13 protein-coding genes are annotated in these 21,357 nt (G+C 65.8%); 5 read left to right on the top strand and 8 right to left on the bottom strand.

Translation table 11 applies throughout. From position 1 onward, the window contains the following. Positions 1–657, bottom strand: a complete 657-nt coding sequence (locus ACZYYX_RS08410) for a LuxR C-terminal-related transcriptional regulator (protein WP_463813964.1) — start codon at positions 655–657, stop codon at positions 1–3. A gap of 102 nt (positions 658–759) precedes the next feature. Here ACZYYX_RS08410 and ACZYYX_RS08405 point away from each other — a divergent pair, with 102 nt between their 5' ends. The 3 genes from ACZYYX_RS08405 to ACZYYX_RS08395 all read left to right on the top strand — a co-directional run bounded on the left by ACZYYX_RS08405 (position 760) and on the right by ACZYYX_RS08395 (position 2,089). After that, a complete protein-coding gene (locus tag ACZYYX_RS08405; RefSeq protein WP_463813963.1) occupies positions 760–915 on the top strand; it encodes a DUF6131 family protein in 156 nt (51 codons plus the stop codon). 92 nt (positions 916–1,007) lie between these two features. Further along, positions 1,008–1,586: a hypothetical protein gene (locus ACZYYX_RS08400; RefSeq protein WP_463813962.1), complete on the top strand. Its 579-nt coding sequence runs from the start codon at positions 1,008–1,010 to the stop codon at positions 1,584–1,586. Beyond that, complete coding sequence (locus ACZYYX_RS08395; RefSeq protein WP_463813961.1) at positions 1,583–2,089, top strand: hypothetical protein; 507 nt, start codon at positions 1,583–1,585, stop codon at positions 2,087–2,089. The genes ACZYYX_RS08400 and ACZYYX_RS08395 overlap by 4 nt, the downstream gene beginning before the upstream one ends. Positions 2,090–2,194: 105 nt before the next feature. Here ACZYYX_RS08395 and ACZYYX_RS08390 read toward each other — a convergent pair whose 3' ends face one another. Both ACZYYX_RS08390 and ACZYYX_RS08385 read right to left on the bottom strand, forming a co-directional pair. Further along, the gene (locus ACZYYX_RS08390) at positions 2,195–3,742 is read right to left on the bottom strand and encodes a hypothetical protein (RefSeq protein ID WP_463813960.1); all 1,548 of its coding nucleotides are present in this window, start codon (positions 3,740–3,742) and stop codon (positions 2,195–2,197) included. Between the two features lie 130 nt (positions 3,743–3,872). Then, on the bottom strand, positions 3,873–4,220 hold the full coding sequence (locus tag ACZYYX_RS08385; protein ID WP_463813959.1) for a hypothetical protein: 348 nt from the start codon (positions 4,218–4,220) through the stop codon (positions 3,873–3,875). Positions 4,221–4,486: 266 nt separating this feature from the next. Between ACZYYX_RS08385 and ACZYYX_RS08380 the strand changes: the two genes are divergently transcribed. Both ACZYYX_RS08380 and ACZYYX_RS08375 read left to right on the top strand, forming a co-directional pair. Next, on the top strand, positions 4,487–6,454 hold the full coding sequence (locus tag ACZYYX_RS08380; RefSeq protein ID WP_463813958.1) for a S8 family peptidase: 1,968 nt from the start codon (positions 4,487–4,489) through the stop codon (positions 6,452–6,454). Between the two features lie 19 nt (positions 6,455–6,473). Next, the gene (locus ACZYYX_RS08375; protein WP_463813957.1) at positions 6,474–7,823 is read left to right on the top strand and encodes an alpha/beta fold hydrolase; all 1,350 of its coding nucleotides are present in this window, start codon (positions 6,474–6,476) and stop codon (positions 7,821–7,823) included. 9 nt (positions 7,824–7,832) lie between these two features. On the opposite strand, the gene ACZYYX_RS08370 is transcribed toward ACZYYX_RS08375, so the two are convergent. From ACZYYX_RS08370 to ACZYYX_RS08350, 5 genes are read right to left on the bottom strand one after another with little or no spacing between them, the layout of a single operon-like run. Beyond that, positions 7,833–9,278 (bottom strand): transglycosylase SLT domain-containing protein, encoded by a 1,446-nt coding sequence (locus ACZYYX_RS08370; protein WP_463813956.1) that lies wholly within the window; start codon positions 9,276–9,278, stop codon positions 7,833–7,835. Position 9,279: 1 nt separating this feature from the next. After that, positions 9,280–10,953 (bottom strand): hypothetical protein, encoded by a 1,674-nt coding sequence (locus ACZYYX_RS08365; RefSeq protein ID WP_463813955.1) that lies wholly within the window; start codon positions 10,951–10,953, stop codon positions 9,280–9,282. A gap of 9 nt (positions 10,954–10,962) precedes the next feature. Next, positions 10,963–15,618 (bottom strand): hypothetical protein, encoded by a 4,656-nt coding sequence (locus tag ACZYYX_RS08360; protein ID WP_463813954.1) that lies wholly within the window; start codon positions 15,616–15,618, stop codon positions 10,963–10,965. Next, a complete protein-coding gene (locus ACZYYX_RS08355; protein WP_463813953.1) occupies positions 15,615–18,416 on the bottom strand; it encodes a proline dehydrogenase family protein in 2,802 nt (933 codons plus the stop codon). Before ACZYYX_RS08355 ends, ACZYYX_RS08360 begins: the two co-directional genes overlap by 4 nt. Next, entirely contained in the window at positions 18,413–21,355 is a 2,943-nt protein-coding gene (locus tag ACZYYX_RS08350; protein WP_463813952.1) for a DUF6603 domain-containing protein, read from the bottom strand. The genes ACZYYX_RS08355 and ACZYYX_RS08350 overlap by 4 nt, the downstream gene beginning before the upstream one ends. Positions 21,356–21,357: the final 2 nt, after the last annotated feature.

The following is a 21,357-nucleotide window of genomic DNA, read 5'->3' as shown; positions in this document are numbered from 1 at the left end:
CTACGGCCCGCCCCGCCAGTGCTCGATGCGGTGGTGGTCGGGTAGGAATCCGTGCCGTGTCCCCCACAGCACCGCCTGCGTGCGGCTTTGCACGTCGAGCTTGCGATACAGCGACCGGATGTAGGACTTCACCGTGTTCGGGCTCAGGTAGGTCAGGCGCGCGACGTCGGCGTTGCTCTTTCCCTGCGTGATGAGCGCCAGGATCTCGGCCTCACGGTCGCTGAGCCCCTCACCGCGACCGGGCCAGTCGTTGCCCGGGGCAGGGCGGCTTCGCGGCGGCGCCTCGCTGACCACCGTCTCTCCCCTGTGCACAGCTTCCAGTGCCGTCACCAACTCGCGCGCCGCCAGCGTCTTCGACAGATAGCCGTGCGCCCCGCGCTCCTGCGCACTGGCGACGAGGTCTGGATGAAAGTTCCAGGTGTAGACCACAACTCGGCGTGCACACGGGTTGGCAACCAGGACACCGATCTCCTCGTGATCGGATTCGGGTTGGGCGAAGCTGTCGTACAGCGCGATGTCGACGGTGTCTTTCAGCGGCGTGGTGGCGTCGAGTTCGGCGACCACGACGCGGTCCCGATACGGCTCGAGCATGTTGGCCACGCCTTTGACGACGACGTCGTAGTCGTCGATGAGCGCCACAGTGATGGGCTCGGACACGGCGCTGACATTACCCCCTTAAGGGTGTACCGCCACACCCTTGAGGGTGGTCGACTGAGCATGGTCCGAACGACCGAAATACGTTCTAGGAAAGGTCCGATCATGATCATTCTCGGCATCATCGCCGTCATCGCAGGGCTCCTGCTGAAGATCTCCATCCTCACCACGATCGGAGTCATTCTCCTGGTCGTCGGAGCTGTCCTCGCCGTCCTCGGCACCACCGGTCGCGCCGTCGGCGGCCGGCGTCACTACTTCTGACCCCTGACCTGGGCTTCCGTGATACCAGTCACAAACTGACGTTTGCGTAGACCACGTCAGGGCTACCCGAACGTGCACGAAAGGAGTTCGAAATGCCTACCTGGCAATGGATTTTGATCGCCGCAGCAATCATCGTGGTGATCGTGCTCGTGGTGCTGGCAGTGCGTTCCGGCGGCGGACGCAAACGCAGTGAAGAGCTCAAGCAACACTTCGGCCCGGAATACGACCGGACGGTACAGCGAACCGGCGATCCCAAGGCAGCGGAAAAGGAACTGGCAACGCGGGCCCGCAAGCGCGACAAGCTCGACATCGTCGCGCTCCCCCCCGTGGCACGCAATGATTTCGAAGTCCGCTGGGCGCAGGTGCAGACGGAGTTCGTCGACGACCCCGCCCGGGCCGTCGGCACCGCGGACCTGCTCGTCACCGAGGTGATGCGCCAGCGCGGCTACCCGGTCGACGACTTCGAACGCCGTGCCGCCGACATCTCCGTCGACCACCCCCACATCGTCGAGAACTACCGCGCAGCACACAGCGTGCACACCGCCCAGGAGCGCGGCGAGGTCAACACCGAACGGCAGCGGGAAGCCTTCGTGCACTACCGCGCACTGTTCGAACGACTTCTCGACACCACCGACACCGACACCGACACCTCGAAGGAGGCGCGCGCATGACCACCCACGATCAGCACACCGACACCTACACTGATCAGACTCCGCAGGGGCAGCACCCTCAGTACGCCACGGAGAACCCGAACCACATTCCCGAAGACCAGGTCGCTCCCGTGCAGACCGACGCCGGCGCGACGCAAGCAGGCGCAGCGCAGGCCGGCGGGCCGCCTACGACACCGATGGACCCGCAGGTCTCCGGCGGAGTTCACCACCAGTCTGACCGCGAAACCGACTCAGACGCCGGTCTTTTCGCGCACGATGAACTCGCGGGGCTGCGTGCCCGGTGGGACGCGGTGCAAGCCAGCTTCGTCGACGATCCGAAGGACTGCGTGCAGAAGGCCGACGGTCTGGTTGCCGATCTGGTGCAGCAGCTGACCACCGGTTTCGACCACGCACGGTCGCGGCTCGAGGATCAGTGGAGCCGCGGAGAGCAGGCCTCGACCGAAGACTTGCGAGTCGCGCTCAAGCGCTACCGGAGCTTCTTCGAGAGGCTGCTCTCGGTCTGAGACATCAACGATTGGCGCCGGGCACCTGTTCAACAAAACAAGTGTCCGGCGCCGACGTCACGCGTGGGGGTAGCTTCTGCCAAGCGAATGCGGACGAAGCACCTTCTACGGCACGTACTGCGTCCACTTGACGTTGAGAACCGTTCCTACGGGAACGAGCGCGTTGGGTGCAGGTTCCTGCTCGGTGATCTTGAATCCGACGTTGTAGTCAAGATCCCTGTCGGGGTCAAGGCCGGGCGGGTCTTCTCGCACGTCCATCTTGCCCCCGAGCACCTGCTCCATGAACTCCGCCTGTTCGCGACTGACGTAGAGGAGTGGTCGCGGAGGCGTTCCGTCTTCGTACAGGTCAACTCCCGCGAGCATCTGTTCGACGGTGTAGCCGTGACCGGGTCCCAAGTAGTGCAAGCAGTCATTCCACGACCGGAGGTCAACCCCAACCATGTTCCCGACCTGAATTTTCTCAATCGACGGCGGCGGTTTCGGGGTTGGCAGGGTCGGCATCACACCCACCGGGTAGACCTCATCGGTTGCCACGGCGTAATCCGCGGGCATCTTCGCTTCGCCCGGCATATTGATCGCTCTGCTGGCACAACTGGCGATGAGATCGAGATCCTGTTGAAATCCGTTGACCGCCTCAGTCAGGAATGTCACGGTACCCGCGCCAGCCGACGTCCAGTCGTACGCCTCGGAATGGTCAACGACGTACTCGAGCAGGTTGATCTTGTCGAGAATGCGGCTGCGCTGTTTGGCGCAGATCATCAGTACGTCCTGCGCATGTTGCACGTCGATCTCGTTCAGCGGCAGCGGACCTTCGGCGATCGCGATGGGAGCTAGAGTTACCGTGTACGGCATCGCATTGCGGTCGGGATCGTCGTGAAACGCTTTGAGCCACCGATTTGCATTGTCCATCAGTTGAACTGGGTCGGTGACGTCTGTGATCTGAAGGTCCGTCGGTCCGCCTTCGTGGTGCATGCTGACGAACGCATCGCAATGATACTTGCTGCGGATGCTGTCGAACTTCATGCGCGCTTCGGCGCTGAAGAGTCCATAGGAGCCCTCGAGTTCCGCCGAGACCTCGGTGCGTTCCTGTTCGCTACGCACGTCATAGCGGAAAACGCCAACGAACAATCCGCCACGGTCCATGCCGCGAACGAACATGTTGCCGTATCTCGCCGCGAATTGTTCTGCGTTACTTCTGAGTTCAGCGGCGCTGCCGGTGAGCTTCGGCGCTTTGATTGATAGATGCTCGAGGACGATGCGTGCAGTGACCACCATGAAGAGGGAAGAGGTTTGCACCTTGCAGTTCTTGGCGTAACCGAAGCGCGCCGAGATGCCAGCGCCGAAGAGTCCTGACCCGTAACTGGCTTCGGCGCTGACGCCGAGTGATTCCTCGAGCTCCTCGGTGCTGTTGATTCGTCGTACTTCGAACGTCACCGAAGCGCCGCCCGCTTGGGCGATTCCCTCCGGATCACCGTCGACGACGAATCCCATCGGACTTCCTGACGCGAGATCGGCGCCGACGCCGAAGTTGTAGTCGTCGCGGTGCGCCACCTCAACCGTTCTCAGTGCCATCGGCGTGCCTTCCTGATCGCCGTGAGCTTCGTCCGGATATCCCCGCAGGCTTCGGGAGTTCTTCGCCTGGAACGACGACAATCGGCGTCATATCCGGGCGCAGCGTCGAACGGTCCGTAGTCGTCGGCGAGTGTGGTGGGGTCGGGCAGCTCGATATCCGGTGGCGTCGGCGAGTCGACGGCGCCACGCCCTGTTGCGTCTGCGTCGTCGGTCACGATTCATCTCCGCTGGTGTCCTCGGTGCAGTCGTCGACAATCACATCGCCGAGATTCAGCGGGCCCACCCCATTGATGACGAGGCTCATCTGGTAGGTGCCCGCGGGCAGATTGAAGACGAGCGAGCGTTGAACGCTGGTGCCGGCGGCGAGCGGATCACAGTCCAAAGACTTGCTGTCCCCCGAGCCTTGATCGTCGAGATCAAAGATGTCCTGATAGGAATCCGAGTCGACGTCGCCGATGTTCCTCTCCTGCCAGGTCACGGTGAAATCCTGACCAGCGCAGGGATTCACGGGGTCGGTCACAAAGGTGGTCTGGTCGTCGAAAACGATCTGAGCTGACATGGCGGTCTCCTTGGTTGTGGCCCGTTGTAACGACCCCATCGTGCGCGGGGATGAACCAAGCAATCACGCGTAGTCGGCTACTCGTTTCCACAGAGTCGGCATCTCACCGGAGCGGGTACTCCTGGTCAGGTAGTGCGCTACTCATGACACTGCGCGCAGGCAAACGCACGATAGAAGCACATGACAAGGGGTCGGCGGAGTAGTTTCCCACCCGGGTCGGCGCAGCGGCGTCGATCGATGCGGCACCGAACCGGGGAGGTAGTGCCATGAGTGAAGATTCCCTCGTACCTCCGTCCCAAGATCGCTCATGGCAAGCCAGGGTGCTGTGCGCCGTGCAGGCTCTTGAGGAACTCAACCAGCCCGCGACGGCCGTCCGCATCAAGGAGATGGTCGGCGCGAAATTCGCCGCCGTTTTCCTGCCGGCAGATCGGCTGTACGAGGGCACGCGGCCCTCCTGGGAAAGTCGCGTCGACGATGCGCTGTCGACTCTGGTGGCGCGGAAGCTGCTCCGCCGCCCGAAAAGTCAGAGCACTGACCCCGTGTGGGCCACCACCGCCGCTGGGAAGAAGCAAGCCGCGGATGACTGCAGACTTGGCACCCTCGTAGCTGAGGACACGAATCCTGTCGCCGAGCCCATCACATCGTCCGGGCCGGTGATGGCCGGCGTCGTCACCAAACCACTCCAGGGCAAGACACCACCAGCCGCGGAGCACACACCAGTCCTCGGCATCACAGGGCCTGACTTCACCGTCGAGTACGCGGGCCGCCTCGGTTTCGACGCTGCCGTCGCGCAGACCGAAGCGGGTCAGCCGAAGCCGGTGATGATCGAGCTGAACCTGCAGTACGGCGTCGGCACCGGTTCCGCGTCAGCAACCGGCGCCGCCGGTGCGATCGCCCGAGTGGAGCAGCTGTGGACCTTGGTCGGGGCCGCAGGCACACCCCTCGTGGTCGCCGACCAGTACATGTCCGGGGATCTCAGCGACGAGCAGGTGAAAAACATCGTCACCGCGGACTCAGCCGGTGGCGATTGGCCGCAGCGGGCCATATTCCGGATCTGGCCCGACTTCCCCATCCACCCGCAGATCGACGCATCCTGCGGGACCGTGAAGGCCACGACGGCCCAACGTGCCTTCGCCGCGTACGGCCAAGGCATCGTGTGGGCCGTCATCGACTCTGGCATCGACAAAGAACACCCGCACTTTCAAGGCGACCACACGCTGGATGATCCGTCGGTCGCCAATCTCCATCATGACTTCGTCTCCAACGGTGACGATCCGGAACTCGCTCTTGTCGACGAGGACGGACACGGCACCCACGTGGCCGGGATCATCGCCGGTGGCCTGCGGCGCTGGAAGGACGGGGACGAGACACGGCACGCGCTGGCTGTGGAGAAACGCCAGAACAATGGCGCCGGCGGGAACAACGACCCTATCTTGGTACCGCGAAACGTCGACATTGACATGCTCAATGGTGTGGCGCCGCTGGCCAAGCTCGTCAGTCTGAAGGTGCTTAGCAAGTACGGCGATCTGACTGCGCGCACCGCCCGTGTGATCGCCGCGCTGGCCTACGTACGCCAGAAGAACGACGAAGCAGGGAAGCTAACGCGAATCCACGGCGTGAACCTCTCGCTGGGGTACGGCTTCCTCGCCGACTGGTTCGGCTGCGGGCAGAGCCCGCTGTGCCTCGAAGTCAACCGCCTGGTGTCCTCTGGTGTCGTCGTTGTAGTGGCCGCCGGCAACTCCGGCTATGTCACGCTGAACGCAGCCCAGTCGGACGTGACCCAATTCAGCGCCGGCGTCACGATCAACGATCCCGGTAACGCGGAGAAGGCCATCACAGTGGGCTCCACACATCGGGAAGCACCGCACACCAACGGTATTTCGTTCTTCTCCTCCCGTGGACCCACCGGCGATGGACGCCTCAAGCCCGACCTCGTCGCGCCCGGGGAACGCATCACCTCGGCCGCGGCCGGCAAGAGCCTCGCGAGCATCCGCAGCGCCCAGTTCCCCGGCTTCGACGACGCCGCGGTCTACATCGAAGACAGCGGGACGAGCATGTCCGCCCCGCACGTGTCGGGCGCGATCGCGGCATTCCTCTCCGTGCAGCGCGAGTACATCGGGAATCCCGACGACGTCAAAGAGATCTTCATGTCGTCGGCAACGTCACTCAACCGCGACCGCTACTTCCAGGGCGCCGGGCTGGTGGACCTGATGCGCGCCCTGCAGACCCCCTGAGCCAGAAGAGAGAGCACACATGTCTACACAACAGTTTTTCGGCCCCTGGGCACTGTCCATCGATGCTGACGGCGATGTCGATGCCGCGGGTGAGCAGCAGATCCTGCAGGACCTGCGCGACAGTCACGTGACGGATCTGGTGGTGTTCTCCCACGGGTGGAACAACGACGAGGCCGCCGCATCATCGTTGTACGCCAGGTGGTTCGAGCTCTTGAAGGCACAGGTGGGCCCCGGCCACACAGTCGGTTTCATCGGCATCCGATGGCCGTCACAGCTGTGGCGCGACGTGACGATCCCCGACTTCGATCCGACGCCGGGCGGATCCGCCACCGGCGCCGCCGGATTGGACCCCATCGAGGTCGCCGACGCCGGCTCGTCGGCCTTGAGTCCGCAAGAAATAGCCGACCTCAAAGCTGTCTTCCCGCAGGCGCAGAAGGAGCTCGACGAGATCGTCACCCTCCTGTCCGCCGAGCCCAGCGACGACGGTGTCGACGAGTTGTTTCGCGCCATGCAGCAGTTCAACACTGCGGTGGCGATCAATTCCACCGATGGTGACGAGCCCGGCTCTGGACAACCGGCCATGCTCGACGACCCCGCGCAGGCCGACAAAGTGTTCGAGAAGTACGCCGACGCGTTGGTCGACTCGGGCGTCGACATCACCAGCGGCGGCGGTGGTGGCGCGGCGGGAGTGCGCGATCGACTCGACAAGCTCTGGCACGGCGCCAAAGAAGCGCTGCGAGGACTGTCCTACTGGCAGATGAAGAACCGTGCAGGCGCGGTCGGTCAGCGTGGTGTCGGGCCGCTGATCGGACGAATCGTCGCCCAGCCCGAATTCGACCAGCTGCGCGTGCATTTGATGGGACACAGCTTCGGCGGACGCGTCGTCTCCTTCGCATTGGCCGGTCTTCCCCAGGTAGATCCGTCCCCGGTGAAGTCGGTGACCTTGCTGGAGGGGGCCTTCTCCCGATTCGCGTTCAGCGACGCCCTTCCATGGTCCCTGGGGGACCATGGCGCACTGGCGGGCATGCTCTCGCGCGTCGACGGACCGTTGACGGTCTGCTTCTCCAGTCACGACTCGGCGCTGAGCCTCAGCTATCCCCTGGCATCCCTGGCATCCGGTGACGACCGCGCGGCCGCCGATGATCCGCTGTTCCGCTTCCGCGCCATTGGTTCCCTTGGCGCCTACCAGAGCCACACAGTGTCGGTCGACGCCGTCGGTACGAGCTACCCCTTCACCACGGGAGCGATCCTCAACATCGACTGCTCAGCGGTGGTGACGACGGGCAACCCGCCATCGGGAGCGCACAGCGACATCTTCCACGAGGAACTGGCCTGGATCGTCGCCTCCGCGGCGCAGTTGACAGCGTGAGCCGCTCGGCTACAGACCCACGGTGTTGACGGTGACTCGCACCGGATCCACCAGCCGCTGCAACGTGCCCGGGGCGGGGTCGATCGACTCCACCTGCTGATCTTGGAAATTCGGGTTGTTCTGGTCGAAGGAGAGGTCGACGAGCAGCCCGAGCGACGCCGCGCTCGGGCTCAGCATTCCCATGTCGTCGCCCTCATTGATCTCCGTGAGATTCGCCCAGCTCGGAACGACTGCCGACAGCTGATGCATGCGCTCGAGGACATCCTCGAAGCGAGCGTCATGGCGAATTGATCGGATGTACTTCATCACGTCATCGACGGTGAGAACCCCGTCCCCGTCGACGTCGGCGACTCCATGGCTGGCCCACAGTTCTGGTCGGGGGCCCGCAGCGGACGCCACCGGCCCTGCCAGGTCTTCAGCGGTGTACGTCCGGCCCAGCATGACGCACAGCCACAGACCGGCCTCGTCGGTCTCCGACGGCAGGCCGAGCGTTTTGAGATGCGCGGCGATCACCGTCAGCTGGTCGGCCCCGCAGTCGAGATACTCCTGCGGCGTCTTGGTCCACCCGGCGACCGTCAGCTGAGCGGCAGTCAGCTGCAGCAGACCGTACCGGCCTGCCGGATGGTAAGCCGTGGTGCGTAAGCCGCTCTCGGCGTACATCACTCGGAGCAGGACGTCAACATCGACACCGGCGTCGTGCGCCGCCGAGTTGATCGCCATCAGCAGCGGTCGATCGAACTCCGGCGCCGGCCGGCATGCGCGCCACGAGTCGGGGTCGGCGTCCATGACGAACGCCTCGGTGAATCCGGTGGGCGCGGTGAGCGTGGTCGGCACACCCCTCAGCACACCGTCGCAGGTGAGGTTGTCGAGGTCGAAGACTCGATAGGAGAACGAGGTGTCGTCGGTCTTGACATACAGCTTGCCTCGATCGATCCCGGCGAAGATGCTGTTCGCGGGTATCGCGGTCAATTCGCCGTTAGGCAGCGTGAACACACGATCAGCCCAGTTGTGGTGCGCTAGAAGCTCCTTGGTGATGACATTGCGACTCTCCCAGGCCTCGCCAGGCCAGATGTGGTACCGCCGCCATCCCTCGCCCTTGAAGCTCGATGCGAAGGTGGCCGGATACTCCAGAACCTGACCGGTCGCCATGTCGAGTCGCACAGAGCGGGTGGTGCCGCCCGGGCGCCCGTCCGCGAAGTACAGCTGGATGCCGATGGTGAACACCGCTTCGTTGGTACTGGTCTGCTGGACGTCGACGACCCTGCCGAGATAGATGTCATGGAGATGCGGGAACGCTTTCCCGTACACGCCCATGACGCTCAACGCCGGAAACATCTCACCGATGTCGAGCGGTCCCGTCCAGGTCGCGTCGCCGTCAACGACGTCGACGCGAGCCATGGAGCCGGTATCCGTGATGAACCAGGTCGACGTAGCCATCCGACCGGCATGGGTCATGTCACGCTCCTGTCACTGTGTCGAAGCGCAGCCCGCTCGAAGATTCTCCGGCGCCGGTGCCCTTGCGTCTGGTGGTCCAGATGTGCACCGATCCGTCGTGCCAACGGGCTCGCTGGTGCGATCGGATCACATCGACGCCCGCGCGTGGAACCTCCTCCTCGTTCAGCCAGAAATGCTGTGCTCCGCGCGCAGCCTCCAGGATGCTGCCGAACGGCAACACCTCGGTGACTCCGTGGACGTCGCCTGCCTCGCGCCGGGAAAGTGGAACAAGGCGCAGCCGGGTTGCCTCCCGATCCACGTCGATGTGTTCGGGGACAAGGGGATACCAATACTCGGGGACGAAGCTGTCGACGTGATACGCGGGTGTGCTGCCGGGGTTCGCGGTGGGCGGCCGGGTCATGACCTCGTAACGATCGTAGGGCACTCCAGCGTCGTCCTCGATGCGCTGCTCGATCGCCCAGGCCAGATTGGCCATCTCGTCGCGGGCGATCAGGACGTGCTCGATGGGGGCGCTCTCCAACGATCCGGGCAGCGCGGGAGCGAGGAGGAACCACGGATTCGCGCCGCTGATTTCCCGCCGATCCGTCAGGCCGAACAGGTTGAAGTTCGGGTCGTCCACTCCCGCCGGTCCGACCGTCTCGGGAATTCCGAACACGTTCGTGAGCACGAATGTGTCGATACAGCAGAGCGTTCCGATCGGGAGTCGCAGCGGTACCACGTACCAGTCGTTGCCGTACACGGTCGCGTAGCCGACCATCAGCAACCGGCCCAGATCGTGCGGGGCGGCATCGATTGCCCCGAGATCGATCGCGGCGTCCTCCATCTCCCAGAACCGCGACGACGGCATCGCGCCGAAGCCGGCAGGCGCGGGAATTCCGGTCAGCTCCAGGTGCTGCGGATCGGAGCCAGCTCCCAGCGGCACGTCAGGGGCGACGACGTCCATCGACCACCAGTCCAGGATGCCACCGTCGTACTCCGTAGCCCGCAGCTCGACGCCCGGCAAACCCGTTGCTCCAACGGAGAATCCGTGTTCCAAGCGGTGATCGTTCCAGGACGCGGGCATCCGCTCGGCGGCCGGGGCGGAGGCCGGGACGCGGGCATTCCACCACCCCAGCCAGTCAGTGGCCGCCGTGTGGGCCGCAGCCAGGCGATCGGTCGGCAGTCCCAGGGCCGCAGCCTCGGTCGCAGTGGTCGCCGGGTCAAGCAGCCGCCCAAGACCGTCGGCGATACGCCCTCCGTCGCCGATCCTGTTCCGCAACAGGTGATTCAGACCGCGGGCAGCGCGTTCGGGCACCTCGTCCTGGAAGGCGTACCGCTCAGTCCACGCAGCGGGCTCGATCCCGGCGGCGGCCAGTAGACGAGCCAGCCGCACACCACCTTCGGAACGGAGCCGCGGGTCTGCACCCGGGTCTGCACGTTCCTCTTCGACCATGCGCTCGAGCGGGGCGGCCGATGGGTCGTAGGGCTGCCAGTCACCATCGGCGCCGTCGCGCCATCTGTCCAACCGATGGGTATCGACCCCGACGTCGACCATGGCGATCGACCCCGCGTCCTCCCCTCGGAACTCACCGAACTGCCACTGTCTACAGAGAAACCACAGTGGGTCGTGCACCCGTGCGGCGACGCCGTCGTCGACTCCCGGGTCGCGGGGAAGCGGTTCGAAGCGAACGGTCACGTACCCTCCTCAGCCCAGCGGGCCAGTCGTGAAAATGCCACCCTCGAAGGTCGGCGGCATCATTGCGCGCAGCTCCGGCAGATCACCGAGATCCATGCCGCGCACTTGGGCGAGTTCAAGAGCTTCCTCGACGGCGCCGTGCACATCCTCGATGTGCCAGCCGCGGCCGCGATCCGGCGGGACGGCCAGCAGGATGGCCTGCGGTGCCCGCGCGTCCGGGCGGGCGGTGTGGAAGGCGACCCCCGCGACCTCCTCTGCGGTGCCGTGTTCGCGTCCCTCACGCGGGAGCACCTCCCACCACATGTCGAAGACGAGGCCGGTGAGGGTCGATCCGACGGGCCCGCGATCGAGAGTCAGCACGGTCGAGGCCCGCGCGTCGCCGCGGTGGGTCCCTATCCAGGATGAGGCGGACGCGGCAGGGGCCTGGGTGACAACGAAGTTCGGGGCGGCCCCGCCCGCGATCAGCTCGCCGGCGGCCAGCGCATCGTCGGCGGATCGGACGGTGGGTCGAACGCGGCCGATGTCGCGGACCCAATCAGCGAGATCGTCACCCTCGGCACCGCCGGGCCGATTCTGCGGGTCCAGGAGTACATCGATTCCGCTGCCGGCCAAGGTGAGTCGCGGCAGGAGAGGGAAACCGCCTCCGGTCAGCGCGGTCAGCGGGGCGGCCGCGGCACTGATCCACGCCAGGGTGCTCGTTGAATCCCGCCTCGCGCCAGAAGGTGGTACCGGGCAACTGGGGGGCATCTTTGCGCCCGCGACGACCGCGGCAAGGCCGGGGGCGAGGCGGGTCAACTGTTCGGTGTCGGTCAGATCGGTGTCGGCGGGCACGGCCAGTCCGCAGCCGATCAGCTCCGCGATGGCCGTCTTCAGCCCAACGGGGTCAACCAAATCCTGTGCGAGCATCTCCGTCGCCTGATGTACGCGTGCGCTCCAGGCGGTGATCCGCTGTGCCATCTCGTCGAGGTCAGCCGCAACCCATGGATCAGCTACAGGATCGAAATGTGAAGCCAGAAGGGGTGATCCGGCGGCAATCAGAGTCCGCAGCGCCGCTGTGAGAGTGACCAGTTCATCCCACCGACCGGCACCACCGGCGTCATCTGTGAACTCGAGTGCGCCAGCGGCGGTGAGAAGCCGACGCGCGAAGGTCGATTGACTGCCGGAATCCGTCGTCCGCACCGTTTCGAGGGCTCCGGGCGCGAGCGCGGACAGCGACGCGGTGACCGCGGTGCCGTCGCTGCGACGGCAACTGAACACCCACCCGTCGGCGGGGCCCAGGCGGGCGCGACACCAATTCTCGAGAGCCGGTTCGACTGCCGCCAAACCATTGTCATCACCCCAGCCGGTACCCGCGTCGAACTGGTCAGTGAGCACCGCACCGAATGTGTAGGAGACGGTGTGCGCGCTTCGCGGAGTCGAGATCGCAGCGAAGTCGTCAGGCAATTCGCCACGACTGGCCGCGTCGGCAGCCAGCCCGGCTCGCAGCGGGTTGCCCCCGACGATGTGATGCACGCTCTCGGCGAGCAGCAGATCGCCGACGGCGTCGAAAGTGGCGACCAGGTCGGCGACGATTTCTGTGACCGCAGGAAGTTCAGCTCCGACCGATACGGTCGGATCTCCCGCGTCGAACCTCGAATAGTCGCGGCTGAGCGCCAACCCGTCGACGACGTTGCGGGCCGCCACCGCGGCTTGTGCCGCGTCGGCGTTCTCAGCCGACGGATCCACCTGCGGCGCCATCGGATACATCTGGCGGAACGCGGGAATGAGGTGGTCCATCGAGCGGTCGTGCAGGGCTCGCTCGAAACGGTAGCCGAGCAGATAGTCCAGAGATTGCCCCGCCTTGATGCCTTCGAGGGTGCGCAGCGCCATGCGGACGCGGCCCGACGTCAGGTTCACCGCGAACGCGGACGGGTCCGAGTGCGCCAGGCACCCCGCACGCAGTACCGCCGCGGTGGTGGCGTGCTGCAGGGACGGTGTCATGAGGTAGCCGTCGCGCTGTGCACGGCTGCCCGGTGACAGCGGTTCGAGATCGGTCACCCATCCGTAGGCGCCGGTACGCAGTCCAGTGGGGTGGTCGGTTCGTACCTGCGCCAACCGGGCAGTGGCCAGCGAGGTGGCCCACGCATCGACGCGATGCGTCACGGTGTCGAGGCTTTCGCACAGGGCGCGCTCGAGATCGCCGAGTCGTTCGACAGCGATCCCTTCGAGGTCCAACGCGACAGCCGTGGCCTTGGCCAAACCCTCTGCCATCGGACGCATTTCGTGGTCGGCGGGCATTCGCGACGGGAACCCGTACAAGAGCGAGATCCACCACATGCCGTGAAAGAGTGGCAGCGCCAGCTGGTAGAAGACCCCGCTGGTGGCTGCGTCCAGCTGGCCGCAGCTGTCGTTGACGGCTTTCAGCTTGGCGACCAGCTCCGGTGGCCATTCGGCGGGGACATCACTGCCCGCCGGGATGGACGCCAGCCACGCCTGGGTATCGCCGATCAGCTCGGCGTAACGCTGCAGCGGACGGCTTGCGGTGAAGGTCGACAGCTCAGGCGTGGGGTCGACGGCGGCGGTGAAGTCGAAACCTGTTGGCGTCGCGCCGATCGGACCGCGCGCCGAGAACGTCATGGCCATGTCGGCCATGGCGATGCCTACCGTGGCCGGCGGGACGGCCGGGGAGCTCTCGGGGGCGAAATTGGACGGTAGCTCCGAGGCGAAACGCACCCTGGTCGATGCCGGGCGGCGGCTCAACAGATCGAGGATGGCGGCGTCCTGGTCGCGGCCCGTTCCCACTCGCTGAGCCCTCGATACGTTCTCCTTGACATACGACAGGACCGAGGACATGACCGCGGTGATCGCCTCGTGGACATCCTCCCCCCGCCAGAGATCGGTCGGTGTCACGGGCAGGATGCCGTAGGGCTGGCGGCCGACGCGCAGCACCGGCAGCGGGCCGCGGCTGCGGACGAACGAGCAGAAGTGGTCGGCGAGAAACGACAGGTCGGGGGGAGCGTTCTTCCCGAAGGACCCGCTCACCGGCAGCCAATCCACTGAGAGATCGCTGAACAAGCCGCCCAGGAATCGATTCGCGGCGGGCGCGAGGTCGTCGGGATCGGCGAGCCCACCCGCTATCACCCCCAACGTTGCATCGCCGTCGATGCCGAGCGCGGTCGCGACGCGCTGCGCCGCTGCGGTCGGTCCCGCTCCGGCCACTGCGCTCTGCGCCGCGGTTCGCTCGTCGGGTGACGGACGGGAAGACCGCGACTGCCACCCCGATCTGCTACCGGGCGTGTTGTTGGTGGGAGTGCCTGCGCCGAGAATCGATATTCCGTCGGTGTAATCATGTGCAGTGAGCAGCGTCTCGACGTGTCGGGCGGAGTCCTCAGGGTTGCCGGCTCCGACGCCGACCACGGTGACGAGGTCGTAGTGCAGATCGGGATCGTGCAGCGGCACTCGTACACCCATACCGACCCTGACAGCTTCATCGAAATCGACAAGCCACCGGCTGCCGTGCTGCCACGGCACCTTTCCCGCCGGGTGGTTGCCGTCGTCGTCCTGGTCGATCTTCGGCGGGGCGAATCCGGCGGGTAGTTCGTCGGGTACTGGTTCGCCGTCCACCCGCCACATCAGCCGACCCTCCCGATAAGCCGAGAACGTGAAGTGCCGAGGCATCAGGCGGACGAGTGGGGCACGGGTCCACGTCGTGTCGCGATTCTCAGCGCCGGGTCCTCCGGGGCGCAGCGATTGCACAGCCCACAGACCCCGCGCCGGCCCGACGGCAGCCACCACAGCCGCCCATGCCGCGGCACGTGCTTTCTCGTCGGCGGCCGGGATCTCGACGGCACTCCAATATTGCTCTGCTGCTGCGCGTTCGGCTGGGGTAAGCCCGGTTTCATGTCCGTCGATGTGGATGTCGTCGGGGTACACCCGAATCCACAGCTCGGCGGCGCCGAGTTCACCTGGCCGATACAGAGTCTCGAGGCGAACAGGCATGAGCAGAAGCGGTAGGTCGCCGTTGTCTGCCCAGATGGGCTCCGCTGCAGCGTCGGTGTTCCATGTCGCTTCGACGTCTTCGACGTGTCGTTCGGCGTCTGCTGCCTGATTGTGCGCGAAGGCCTTCGCGTTCTGAGCTTCAGCCGCAGCGGTGACGTAGGGCTGACCGAACACAGATGCCGCCACGTCCTCCGGAATGGAGTGGGTGCGCCTGAACAGATCGTCGGCCCGCGCCTGGGCATTGTAGCTTGCGCGCCATGCTGCTTCGCGCTGTCGGCGGGCTTCGCGGATCGCACGGCGTTGTTCCGACATGCTCGAGGACGGCTTCTGCGAGGGTGTACAGAGGGATTCGAAGTCGGCTACTTGCTCGCCGTAGCGCTCGTTGGATCCGTCGAGAATGGCTCGCTTCAGCAAGTCTGTGTTCACGTCCTCCACGCGATGTGGAGTCGACGCGCCGGGAAGTTGCTCGTAGAAGCCGACGATCACGTCGATGAAGACCGGGCGCTGCAATGGTCGGGGGCTCAGCAGCTGCAGCAACGCCGCAGCGAACGCTGGGTACTCGGTGAACTCGGGGTCGTTCAGCCACCCAAGCAGGTCGCTTCGGGGAACGCTGAAGTCGATGCCGGCAGCGTTCAGAGCGACGAGCGTGGCCTCAGGGTCGGCGGGAGTGGCGGTCGGCCCGGTCATGAGTGGATCACCAATTCCGAGGCGTGGATCAGCATGCGGAACGGCTTCTGCAGCGCGATCCTGGCGATGTCGGCGGCGTCCCGGTTCCACTGTTTGTCTCCCGGATTGCCGGGTGCGGCCATCGTCGCGCCAGCCCGGGCGAACTCGCGGTTGCTCTCGGGAAGCGCGGCCAGTACCCGACCCCAGGTGAGGTCGTCCCAGGTGCCGAAGGCGGGCGCCGCGTCACCGATGTCGAAGCCGAATCGGATGCGCGTCGAGTTCTCCTGGAACGCAAAGAACCAGCCCGGCGTGTCAGGGGTGGGCGTTGTCCGTAACGCCTGGGGTGGGATCTCGAATGCGTACAACGCGGTCGACTCGTCGACCGGAAGGGCGAACAAGGGTGCGCGCCACGTCGCGGTGTCGGTGTTGGCGACCGGCCGGTCGCCGTCGACGCCGGCTAAAGCGGGAGCCGCAGCGACGATCATCGAGGGGAATCGGCGCACCACCGTGCCGCGCACCAAGAGCACCGCAATGGCGTCCTCCTTCAGCGTCAGATGAGCACCCAGCGGTCCTGTCCACGAGGCGATCTCATCGATCTGGGGCTCTGCGTCCGGCGTCGGCCAGAACCGCCGGAACGGCGTGCCTCGCATGTCCGTCGGGTACTCGCGCCAGAGCAGTTCGCGGTTGAATTCGTGGGCCAAGCCGACCAGGAACGACTCGATGAAAGCGTTGTTGACACCCAGCAGAGTCGTCGATTCGGCGGGAAAATCGGTGAGCCCCGGGAGAAACCACTTCGGGGCGAAGTCGCGCAGTGCCAGTGCCATCGGAGCGGGAAACGATGGATGATCCATCAGAGCATCCAGCGATACTTGAGGACCCATCCGGTCGGGCAGTGCGATCTGCGCGGCGATGGAACGCGCGACGTGACCCCCAGGTGCCAACGCGTCGACGAGGTTGCCGCGCAGAGCCTTCGGGTCCAGTTGCACTCCGTTGTTGGTCACCGCGCCGCCTGCTTCGGTCGGCCGTGTGAGTTGCGCCCGCATGGTCGCGACGCTTGCGGTGACCTCGCCCAGTCGGGGCATCACCTGCGCACGCAGCGTGCTGAAGTCACCGATGCGCAGCACCGAGGCGTCGACTCCGACGACGGACAGCCTTTCAGTCAACGAGGCGGCGACGTCGTGCAGTCCGATCACGCGAGCGATGTCCGAGATCGCCTGCAGACGAAACAAATCGCGGGTGGCGGATATCGAGCGTTGGGCGTCCACCGCCGCAGCCGTGACGGCGCTCGCGATCGCCGGTGCGTCGGCGTCCGGCACGGAGAACGATGGCGCGTGTCGCGCCGACGGTACGGGCACAGCGCCGGAAATGGCACGTTCGATCACCGTCCCGGGGTGCACGGATGCTGCCCGGGCGAGCTGCCCGCCGGACCGCATCATTCGGGCGAACGCGGTCGAACCGACGGCCGTGGGCATCACGCTCACCTCGATCGTGGTGGCCAGCGACGGACCCGGCGGACCCCACGGGCGAACGCGAGACGCTACCGGGGCCGCAACCGACACCGCCTCGCCCAAGGTGAGGTTGGCGACGTGCTTTTGGTGCAGAGCCGCACCGACGTTCTCGGCGAGCTGCCCGAGCGCGCGGCGGCGGTTCGCCTCGCGAATCGCGCCCACTTGCTGCCAGGCTCGGGCCATCAACGACTCCTGGTTGGCGCGAACGTATTCGGCCCCGAGGCCCGCGGCAATTCTGCCCGGGATGGCGGTATTCAGCGCGTGTACCCAGTCAGGCAGGCCCGCACCGCTCGGATCGATCGTGTTGACGACCACATGGCGACCGCCATAGATGGGGGGTGTGACAGCGGCGAACTCCGCGCCCGGGTCAGCGGGTTCCCCGCCGCCTGCATTGCACTGCGTGGAGATTCTCTTCGCGAAATCGGCAGTCACCGATGCCCCGAATGCGGGCGCAGCGATGCCACCGTTGGCGAGCTGCCCGAGTACACCGGGAACCGGGAACAAGGCGGGGTGCGGAGCACCGTCGAGTGCGTCGTCGGTCAGCCACGGTTTCTCGACGTCGACGAACACCGTACCCAAGTGTTCGACGCGCTCCGGGGAGGCCGGCCCGAGCCGTCGGACCAAATACTCGAAATCACCGTGCTGGCCGGTGCTGAATTCCCAGGTGTAGTAGACGGGCACGTTGACACCGTTGGCTTGATCGATTTGCCATGACGGTGAATACGATTGCGCAGCAGCCGAATAGGTGAACGCCGGCACAATGCACGCGCGGTAGCGGGTGGTCTCCTGTAAGCGACGCGGGCACAGCAGACGGGCGACCTGATCGGCGGGATCGGCGGCGCGCTGAACATGCGCCCAGGCCCACGAGTCGGACAGGTCGGGAAGCTGGTCGACATCGACGCTCAATGTCGGCATGGGACTGCCCGGAATCAAGCGGCTGTTGGAGGCCTCGACGACAACGAGCACGATCCACGGCCGCAACCGGCCGCCCTCGGCCCTAGCCGGCGTGAACAACCACGGCAGTTCGATTGGCCGCAGGTCGACCGATGCCAGGTAGCTGTCCTCGACGTCGGCTGCGCCCGCAGCCGGGTCGGTGCGTACCACCGCGCGGGGGTCGAGGCTGGCGACGCTGTCGGGCCCCAGCATCGTCATCGCGCCGGGAACCTTCAGCAGTGTGGGATCTCCGGACGAACCCACCAGCGTCACGCCCGGCGTGAAGCCGGCAGGGGGCAGCGCACCGGGCCGGTCGGAGGTGTCAATCGCCCGACCCACCGCCGTCTGCGCCCATGACGAAAATCGGATTGTGCTCACGGCGTGCTCAGCTCCCATGCCTCGGCGACCTCGACCTGCAGTCGTGGGTCCGCCATGCTCGCGGCGGCGGCCGCCTCGTATACCTCCGTGGCGTTGAGCGAAGGCTGTGCAATATCGGGGGCCTCCGACAGCGACCACGAGTTGACGACGACGTAGGTCGGCGAGTTGGCCACCGTCACGGCGTCGCGGTCGGTACGCCACCAGCGCGGGTGGTCCAACCCGGTCCCGGCAGCAGCCTCCACCGCGTCGACCAGGGCGCCGATCGTCACGTCGAGGGGATCGGCGACGTCGAACGGTGCCGAGATCACCTTGGTCTCGTAGTCGAAGTCGGTGGCTCGCTCCTCCCCCACCACAATCTCCCCACTCACGAGTGTGAGCCCGGCTCTGAACGTCTCGAACGCGGGGCGACCGATCTGTGCGTCGTCGGTCATCGTCAGGAATGCCGCTGGCGCGAACTGCTCACGCTCCTCACCGGCGACGGGCACCGGACGACCGTCCCCCAGAACCGGGGTGGTCAGATCCCAGCGCTGCGTCGGAATCGGGATGCGGTTGAAGCGATCGATGTCGATGCCGAGTGGAACGTCACTCTGCCGGACCGACAACGTGCCGTGCGGGTGCAGAACAAGGCCGTCCGCCAACGCTGCTCCCGCCGACGTCGTGAGTTGCACCGGCATCGCAGACGGGTCGGGCGCGTAGGCCCGCCAGGCTTCTGGTTTGAGCAGTGCCGCGGTGAGGATGTCGCGGACGTCGGGCGCGATGTCGAGCGCAGGGTCCGACCCGCCCCAGGACTCGTCGAAATCGAACGAGGCGCTGAACAGGAACAGGTCGATGCTGCCTCGGCCAACGGCACGCCACCGCCCGGGACCCTCCAGCGACAGGCGCAGCGCGATTCCCACGAGAGTTTCGCCGAGCACCTCGACGGCGATGGCGGCCGAGATCTCGGCAACGAAGTGGAATGGTGAAAACTGGATCAGCACATCGAAACCCAGGTGACCGCGTAGCCCGCAGCCGGCAACCTCGGCCACGAGCTCGGCCAGTGCACCGAATTGCAGTGTGTTGGATGTCAGGGCGACGTAGGCACTGCACCGCAACTGCAAGAAGGGGCCCGACGACAAGGTCAACGCCACGCGGTTGAGTGCGGGCACGCCGGGCGGCCGGTTGAATCGCGGATGGAAGCCTCCGGCGGAGACGACCACGTTGGCGTCGGAGCCCCCTTGGACGAGGACGAACATGTCTCCGGTGACGGGGATGCCCGCGATGGTCGAATCGGTCAGACTTGCCAGGAACGTCAGGCTGGGCACCGAAGGGTCGATCTGCCCGAAGAAGGTGATCTGCAACTTGATCAGGGGCAGTTCCGGGTAGGGCACAGCCAGAAGGAGCTTACCGATGACGGACATCCGGACGGGATCGGGCAGTTCGAGTATCAGCGCTATCGAGCCGGTGACAAGTCTTCCACCCCAACTGATCTGGAACATCGGCCCGACGATCAGCGAACCGGGCGACTGAGGGAAAACCCGGTCCAGCATCGGCACGACATCCCGAGCGGCTTTGGCCGGGTCGCTGGGGAACAGCAGCGAACCGGCTGTCCCGTCCTGGACCGCCCGGGTCAGGGCATCCCGATCCATCCGCCTGCCGACGCCGACGATACCGCCGACACCGGTCACGGCGAATCCGAAGCCGATCTGGATGCCAGGAGGAGGAAAGACGGCGCCCAGGATGACCAGGAAAGCTCCGGTGTGCACATCGAGGCTACCCAGTGCCGTTACCGACATCGGCGGCATCTCCACCGACAACATGCCCGTGAATGCATCGCCGATACGGCTCAGTTGACCCGCACCCTTGACGATCGGTAGATCCAGACCGACGCCGGCCCCCGTCGGGTTGTGCGGCACCAGATCGGTCACATCGAAGGCGAGCGAGGGACCCCCCAGTCGGAATGGGAGCTCGAAACCGTTGCCTGCGACGTCGAGATGGATCGGCGCGGCCGGCAAGTCCAGGGCGATCGCGCAGGTGACCCGAACCCGAACCACCGGCGGCTGTTCGAGGGACGGGATGAGCTCCACATCGAGCGGTCCGGCGGAGAGTCCCGGGGTCGACGCAGCGGTGGGCAGTCGCACCGACAGCGTCGGACTGCCCGCGATGGCGACACCCGTGGAGTCGGAGAGTGAGAGAGCGACGTCGAGGGGTGTAGGCGCCAGCGCGGGGACCAGTTCGGAGAGATCGCCGGGGGTGAGACGCACCTCACCACAGCTGATTTGCATTCCCCCAACGAGTTTGGGTGTGTCGCCATCTAGTGTCAGCGCAGCGGTGAGCGCAACGTCACCGAGGTCGATGCCGGGACCGGTGCCCCGGGCCGACCTCGCGCGGGCCACGCTGAGCCGAATCGTGTCGCCGTTCGACCCGCGCGCCACCGAGGCACGACCGGACGCAGGCAGGTGGACCTCGACCACGTCGGATGCATGGCCACCGATGACCAGGGACCATGCGTCGTCGATGGCCAGCGGCTCGGATGCCATCATGTCGCCCTTGGCGATGATGTCGATGCGTACGCCGCCACCGCCCTTGGTGACCACAAGGGCCGCCGCCACCTGACCGCCGGCGGTCGTGATCCGCACGGCGCAGGCGATACCGCGGTCTGCGGTGTGCCCGACCGGGTCGGGTTCCCAACCGAAAAGACCGCCGATCGCTCCCGGACCGGCGATGCCTGCAAGCTTTCGCATCGCCGAAATTACCTGTTCTGTCACCGGATTCGAGGCTGAGTCAGCGACGAGAGGTTCCAGTAGATGCTCGGCGAAACCGCTGTCCGCCCAGTCTGCTCCCGCCGGCCCGAGCGCCGGCAGCCCTGCCGTTCGCTCGAGTTCGGCAAGCACATCCGCCAACAGTTGAGTCAGACTGCTACGCAACAACTGCAGTAATGCCGCCCCGGTGCTGTCAGCCACTG

It is taken from the genome of Mycobacterium sp. IDUB_1 (assembly GCF_055419625.1).
This window is presented reverse-complemented; position numbering and strand designations above follow the sequence as displayed.